Annotated in this window: 5 protein-coding genes; 1 reads left to right on the top strand and 4 read right to left on the bottom strand. The window is 73.5% G+C overall.

Features of this window, described 5'->3' with window-relative positions; genetic code table 11:
* Nucleotides 1-350: 350 nt before the first annotated feature.
* The 3 genes from AOK18_RS12955 to AOK18_RS12945 form a co-directional block, all read right to left on the bottom strand.
* On the bottom strand, nucleotides 351-728 hold the full coding sequence (locus AOK18_RS12955; RefSeq protein WP_055571818.1) for a hypothetical protein: 378 nt from the start codon (nucleotides 726-728) through the stop codon (nucleotides 351-353).
* Between the two features lie 3 nt (nucleotides 729-731).
* A complete protein-coding gene (locus AOK18_RS12950; RefSeq protein ID WP_055571819.1) occupies nucleotides 732-977 on the bottom strand; it encodes a hypothetical protein in 246 nt (81 codons plus the stop codon).
* 135 nt (nucleotides 978-1,112) lie between these two features.
* The gene (locus AOK18_RS12945) at nucleotides 1,113-3,356 is read right to left on the bottom strand and encodes a glycoside hydrolase family 9 protein (protein ID WP_055694440.1); all 2,244 of its coding nucleotides are present in this window, start codon (nucleotides 3,354-3,356) and stop codon (nucleotides 1,113-1,115) included.
* Between the two features lie 357 nt (nucleotides 3,357-3,713).
* Here AOK18_RS12945 and AOK18_RS12940 point away from each other — a divergent pair, with 357 nt between their 5' ends.
* The gene (locus AOK18_RS12940) at nucleotides 3,714-6,101 is read left to right on the top strand and encodes a SpoIIE family protein phosphatase (protein ID WP_055694439.1); all 2,388 of its coding nucleotides are present in this window, start codon (nucleotides 3,714-3,716) and stop codon (nucleotides 6,099-6,101) included.
* Between the two features lie 22 nt (nucleotides 6,102-6,123).
* On the opposite strand, the gene AOK18_RS12935 is transcribed toward AOK18_RS12940, so the two are convergent.
* A partial coding sequence (locus AOK18_RS12935; RefSeq protein WP_167738679.1) for an RICIN domain-containing protein occupies nucleotides 6,124-6,669 on the bottom strand: 546 nt, incomplete at its 5' end.

Raw genomic sequence — 6,669 nt, 5'->3', positions numbered from 1 at the left:
AATGAGGGGTGGGCACTGAGGTGGTTCCTTCCCACACGCAGGTGACACAGAAGTTCTGGCGCCGAAAAGGGAAGTCCCGTGGGGGCCTGCCTCTTGGGCGGTGTTGCGCGGGAGGGCGCGAATTCACCGACGGTGAAAGCGGACCCGGTTCATCAACGCGCGTGCGACCCCGGATTTTACCCCCTCACGGGGGGCTCACTCTCGCACAACCGGCACACGGCCAACAAGGCGCCCGGGAAGCCTCCGGCCGTTGACAGGAAGTCAAAAGGAAAAACGCGTCCGGGATCACCCGCACCGGCTTTCCACCTGCGTTTTTCCGCGCTCCCCGGTTCCCTCATTCCGTGGTGGTGTCAGATCTGCCAGGAGCGGAGCCGGTCCGCGGCTCCGTAGACATCCGTCGTCCCGGCCATCAGATCGCGGGCGAGGTCGACGATCGCGCCGTAGGGCGGGTCGATGCCGACCCCGCTGACGAACATGTACGCCACCGCCGTGGCGCAGGCGAAGCGGGCGTTGGCCGACGGCAGGGGGCGGAGCACGGCGAGCGTGTGCAGCAGGGCGGCGGCCCGCCAGGCCGCGTCCGAGTCCACGCCGAGGCGGGGCGGGTCGACGCGGTGCCGGGCGACGGCGGCGACCAGCGCCGAGAAGTCGTTGACGGTGGGCTGGTCCGGGAGGACCTCCTCGTGCCGCTGGAGCAGCCAGGGCACGTCGATGTGCAGAACGGACGACATCGGTCAGGCGGCCCGTCCCGCGCCACTGGCCCGCGGTTCGTCGTCCGGGAAGGCGGCGGCGAATTCGTCGGCGTGCGAGGCGAAGAACCGGCGGAATGCCTCCGCGCCCTCCTGGAGTGCCCGGTGGCGGGCGATGTCGGCGGCGGCCGCCTCCCGCACCAGCGCCTTCATCGATGTACCGCGCTCCTTGGCGATCTGCCGCAGGTCCTCGAGTTCACGGTCACTGAACTCCACATTCAGAGCAGGCATGCCCTCACGGTACCGCTCGGGTACTCGATCGTAAATACCAGCAGTTCAGAGTGGGTGCACGGCGGTACCGAAAGGGGTGCGCCAAAGGCGCCGGCCCGCGGAACGGGACGACGCCTCCGGTCCGGGCGCTCCGGACTACCCCTGATCGGCCACGTAGGAGGCCATGCGGGTCAGGGCCGCGTTCCAGTTGATGGTGTGCTCGTTGGTGGACCAGGACTGGATGTCGTCGACGAAGCAGAACTGGCCGACGCATCCCTGGAGGACCGACTGCGCGTAGGGGTCCTGGATGCTCGAGTTGGGTCCGCCGGAGAGGGTGCCGGCGGGCGGGTTCGGCAGCGCCGGGTCGAGCTGGCGGGCGTACCAGCGGCTGTGCTGGTTCTGCACGCTCACCTCTCCGTACCCGGTGACGTAGGAGATGTTCAGGGCGTTGCGGCCGAGGATGTAGTCCATGCTCTGCAGCGCGCCGTCCCGGTACTTCGCGGCACCGGTGAGGTCGTGGGCGGTGGCGAGGACGACCGCGTTGTTGAGGACCTGGTGGCTGGAGCCCCAGTCGTAGACGCCGCCGGCCGGCGCGTACGGCATGCCGTACGGGTGGGCCGTCAGCGTGGCCAGGTAGCGGTCGGCGCCCTTGACGACGGAGTGGCGGACCTTGTCCCGGCCCGGGAGCCGGTTCGGCACCGTCGCGAGGTCGAGCCGGCCGGCCGCCGCGGTGCGCGACCAGTCGAAGCCGAGGGGGCCGAAGATGTCGGCGGTGTGCACCGGGGACTTCAGGACGTACTCCTCGAACCGCCGCTCCCCCGTGGTGAGGTACAGCTCGGCCGCCGCCCAGTAGAACTCGTCGCTCAGCTCGTCGTCCGGGTAGGCGCCGCCGCCGATGCCGTCGTCCGGGCTCGCGTACTCCCCGGGGTGGGCGAGCGCGGCCGCCCAGGCGGTGCGCGCGGCGGCCAGGGTCTCGGCCGCGAACTCCTTGTCGTAGGGCCGGTACAGGCGGGCCGCCTGGGCGGCGGTGGCCGCGAGGTTGAGGGTGGCGGCGGTGCTCGGCGGGTGCAGTTCGCGCTTCTGCGGGTCGTCGCTCGGCAGCAGCGGCAGTCCGGTCCACTGCTCGTCGTGGATCTTGTGGTGGGCCATGCCGGCCAGCGGTTCTCCCTCGGGCACCTGCATCTTCAGCAGGAACTCCAGTTCCCAGCGGGCCTCGTCGAGGAGGTCGGGCACCCCGTTGCCGCTCTCGGGGATGTCCAGCGTGCCGTCGCCCAGCTTGTCCGCCTGTCCGGTGCGGGCGTGCCGGGCGCGCTCGTAGGTGCTGAGCAGCTCCCAGGTGCTGATGCCGCCGTTGACGACGTACTTGCCGTGGTCGCCGGCGTCGTACCAGCCGCCGGTGACGTCGAGGGTGTAGTCGCAGACGCCCGGCTGGCAGGGCACCTCGCCGTCGCCCCGGTTGGGCGCCACGTCCACGTGTCCGGCGGGGCGGGCGTAGCCGGGGCGCAGGTCGTCGCGGATCTCGATGCCGCTGCGCTGGGTGTAGTAGTACTTCGCCGAGTCCAGCCGCAGCCGCTCGTAGGCGCCGGCGTCGATGTCGAAGGGCCGGCTGGTCTCGCCGTCCACGGCCAGGGTGTACCCGGTGCCCCGCGTGCGGTGGGCGCCGAAGTCGATGGAGTGGACGTTCTGCCCGGAGGAGCCGTCCACGCCGCGCGGCACGGTCCTGCCCTGCCGGACGACCCTGCCGTCGGCGTCCTTCAGCCGCCAGGTCAGCCGCTCGTCCGCCCCGGTGACCAGGGTGGCGTTCTTCGGGCCCGCCGGGAGGTAGGCGACCTGGTTGACGCGGATCCGGGGCCCGGTGTCGGGCTCGTACGGCTCGGGCTCCACGCCGCCCAGCAGGGACACGTCGTCCACGCAGAAGCGCCAGGGGTCGGGGCTGCCCCCGAGCTGGAGGGCGACCTGGCCGCGCTCGGTGTCCGCGGGCGCCGTGAAGGTGTAGGAGTACGTGTCTCCGGAGACGCCGAGCTGCGGGGACACCTCGTAGTAGGCGTCGTACGGGGCGACCGACAGGCCCACGACCGCCCGGACCACGTGGCCCGCGGGTGCGCCGGCCGCGGAGAAGGAGAAGCGGTACGACTCCCCCTTCACCAGGGTGATGTCGTTCTGTCCGACGGCGGCGTCCCACCGGTTGGCGGTGCCGCCGGGGACGTCGGCGCACAGGCGACCGTCGGACAGGCTCGTGGTGACGCCGTCGGAGGCCCACCAGGGTTCGGTGGTGGTGTCGAAGGTGCCGTTGCGGACCTGCTCGACCTCGTCGGCTCCGGCCGGGGCGGCGGGCAGCGCGGTGAGCGCGGTCGCCAGCAGGCCGGTCAGGGACAGCAGCGCGGTTCTGCGTCTGTTCACGTCTGGGCTCCTCTGGGGGAGGACACGGCGGCGACTGCGAATGGGAGCGCTCCCATTCACAGGGGACATCGTTGTGGCAGATGTGACGCCCCGTCAACATGCGGGACGGTACTGGTGACGGACACCGGAGGACGGGCGCGGGCCGGACGCGGGTACCGGGCGCCGGCCGGGCGGGGCGGGAACCGGGCCGGGACGGGCGCTCCCGGCGGCCGCCCCCGGTGTCCTTCCCGTCCTTCGCGTCCCCTCCGCGACCCTCCGCCCGGGCGGGGTTCCGGTCCGCACCCGCCCCGGACGCACTAGGGTGGAACTCCGGCGATCGACCGGTTCACGGCGAGTGTGCGCGATGGAGTGGCGACGATGAGGGCGGACGACCCGTTCGACGATCCGGTGACGGCCCGGGCCGTCATCGCCGCCGACGGCACCGTCACCCGGTGGAACGAGGCCGCTCGGCGGCTGCTGGGCCACCGGGCCGAGGAGGTGGTCGGCCGCCCGGCGGTCCGCCTGCTCGCCGACGGGGCGCAGCCGCCCCGGCCGACGGCCGGCAGGCGCTGGAGCGGCACGCTCGCCCTCCGGCACCGGGACGGCGGCACCGTCACCGTGTGGCTGCTCGCTCACCGCGGCCGGCCGGAGGACGGCGAGGCCGACGGCTGGCTGGCCGTCACCCCGCTGCCGTCCGGGCCCGCAGATCCGGCCGGGGACGCGCTGCTCTGGGCGGCGATGGTCCAGTCCCCGTGCGCCACCGTCGTCTTCGACACGGACCTGCGCCTGCGCGGTGCCAACGACGCGATGGCGGAGCTCTTCGGACTACCGGCCGTCCATCTGCGCGGTCTGACGCCCGCGGACGTCGGCGGCCACCCCTGGCACAAGGAGCTGGAGCGGCACATGCGCCAGGTGCTGCGGACGGGCCGGGGGCACGACGTCCGGACGAACCCGCAGGTCGCCGGCAGGAGCCCCGAAGAGGCCTGGCTGACCCGGATCTCGCCGCTCACCGACGACTGCGGCCGGGTCGTCGGCGTCTGCGTGACGGCCCACGACTTCACCGAGCAGAACAAGGCGCGGGCACGGCTGCAGCTGGTCAACGAGGCCAGCCTGCGCATCGGCAGCACCCTCGACGTCACCCGGACCGCGCAGGAGCTGGCGGAGGTCTGCGTCCCCGCGCTGGCCGACTTCGTCAGCGTCGACCTGCTCGAGCACGACCAGGGCGCCGACCCCACCGGTCCGTTCACTCTGCCGGTCCCGCTGCGCCGGATCACCCACCGGTCCCGCACGGCGGGCGCTCCCGAGTCGGTCACCGCCCCGGGCGAGGTGGTCGTCTACCCGGCCGCCGCCCCCCAGGCCGACTCCCTGATCGCCGGCCACAGCGTCGTCGCCTCGGTGCCCTCCGGTGATCTCGATCCGTGGCTCGCGGTCGACGACGCCCACGCCCGGCAGGTCAGGGAGTTCGGCGTCCACTCGATCCTGTCCGTCCCCCTCCGGGCCCGCGGGATCACCCTCGGCGTCGCGGCCTTCACCCGCTACCGGCATCCCGAGCCGTTCACCCACGACGACGTGCTGCTGGCCGAGGAGATCACCGCGCGTGCGGCCGTCTGCATCGACAACGCCCGGCGCTACTCGCGCGAACGCGAGACGACCCTCACCCTCCAGCGCAGCCTGCTCCCCCGCGGCCTGCCCAGGACCGCGGCCGTGGACGCCGCGTCCCGGTACCTGCCGGCCGCGCGCACCGGCGTGGGCGGCGACTGGTTCGACGTGATCCCGCTGTCCGGGATGCGGGTGGCCATGGTGGTGGGGGACGTCGTCGGCCACGGCATCCAGGCGTCGGCGACGATGGGCCGGCTGCGCACGGCCGTGCGCACCCTCGCCGACATCGACCTGGCCCCGGAGGAACTGCTCACCCACCTCGACGACCTGGTCCTGCACCTCTCGCACGAGTCGGCCGGCGACGCCGGCCCCGGTGAGGTCGGCGCGACCTGCCTCTACGCGGTCTACGACCCGGTGTCACGGCGCTGCACCCTGTCGAGGGCGGGGCACCCGCCGCCGGTCCTGGTCCCGCCGGACGGGCCGGTCCGCGTGCTGGACATGCCGTCCGGGCCGCCGCTGGGCGTGGGCGGTCTGCCCTTCGAGTCCGTGGAGCTGGAGCTGCCCGAGGGCAGTGTGCTGGGTTTCTACACGGACGGCCTCGTCGACGGCCGGGGAGGCGGCGCGGACACGGAAGCGGGCCCCCACGTGCTCTGCGAGGCCCTGTCCCACGCGGCCTCCGGGGCTCTCGACGAGGCCTGCGACCGCGTGCTGCACGCGATGCTCCCGCCGGGTTCCGCCACGGACGACGTGACACTGCTGCTGACCCGTACCCGTGGGCTGCCGTCCTCCCGGGTGGCCACCTGGGACATCCCGGCCGACCCGGCGCTCGTCGCGCCGGTCCGCAAGCGGGTCCTCGACCAGCTGGGCGTGTGGGGGCTGACCGACGTGTCGTTCACCGTCGAGCTGGTGGTGAGCGAGCTGGTCACCAACGCGATCCGCTACGGCGCGCCGCCGATCCGGCTCCGGCTGATCTGCGACGCGTCGACGCTGATCTGCGAGGTGTCCGACGGCAGCCACACCGCCCCGCACCTGCGGCGCGCCAAGACCTGGGACGAGGGCGGCCGGGGGCTGCTCCTGGTCGCCCAGCTCACCCAGCGGTGGGGCAGCAGGCACACCGCCGAGGGCAAGACCATCTGGGCCGAGCTGGGGCTCGCGGAGGAAGCCTGAGGGTCCGGCCGGCCCGGTCCGCCTAGTCGTTCCCCTTCTCCTCGTTTCCGCCCTCGTCCTCGACCGGGCCCCAGGTGACGACCTTCGTCCGGAGACCGGGGTCCGAGGGGGCGATCGCCCAGCGCTGGGCGTCCGTGTCGTCGCGGGCCTTGAGGACGAGGGCGCCCGAGCCGTCGGTGGCGGCGGGGGCCAGGCCCAGGTCCTGGCCGGAGCGGGGCACCAGGGCGCCCTGGACGGTGAAGTCGTAGCGCGCGCTGCCGGAGTCCTCGCGGGCCCCTCCGGTGCACCGGGCCAGGCGCACCGAGTAGCCGAGTCGGGAATCCAGGCACAGGCCCGGTTCCGCGGCGCTGCGCAGCAGCCCGTCGGTCTCGTACGTCCACTGCTGGGCCCCGCCCGCCGAGCAGGCGGTGAGTTCGGTCTCGGCGCCCGCGACCGCCCGGCCGCCGACGACACCGACGCACAGGCCGGAGGCGGTGTTGTGCAGACGGCCGCGCAGGGCGCCCTTCACCGCCTCCCCGGAGCGGAACCACGACGGGTCGCCGGGCGGGCCGCCCGGCGACCCGTCGTG

Source organism: Streptomyces prasinopilosus (assembly GCF_001419695.1).
GTDB classification, from domain to species: Bacteria; Actinomycetota; Actinomycetes; order Streptomycetales; family Streptomycetaceae; genus Streptomyces; species Streptomyces prasinopilosus.
Note: the sequence above shows the minus strand (reverse complement) of the source record. Positions and strands in the feature narration are given on the sequence as shown.

Bases quoted from the DNA above. Each gene is read 5' to 3' on its own strand.
- AOK18_RS12955 (WP_055571818.1), bottom strand. From the start codon at position 728: ATGTCGTCCGTTCTGCACATCGACGTGCCCTGGCTGCTCCAGCGGCAC.
- AOK18_RS12950 (WP_055571819.1), bottom strand. From the start codon at position 977: ATGCCTGCTCTGAATGTGGAGTTCAGTGACCGTGAACTCGAGGACCTG.
- AOK18_RS12940 (WP_055694439.1), top strand. From the start codon at position 3,714: ATGAGGGCGGACGACCCGTTCGACGATCCGGTGACGGCCCGGGCCGTC.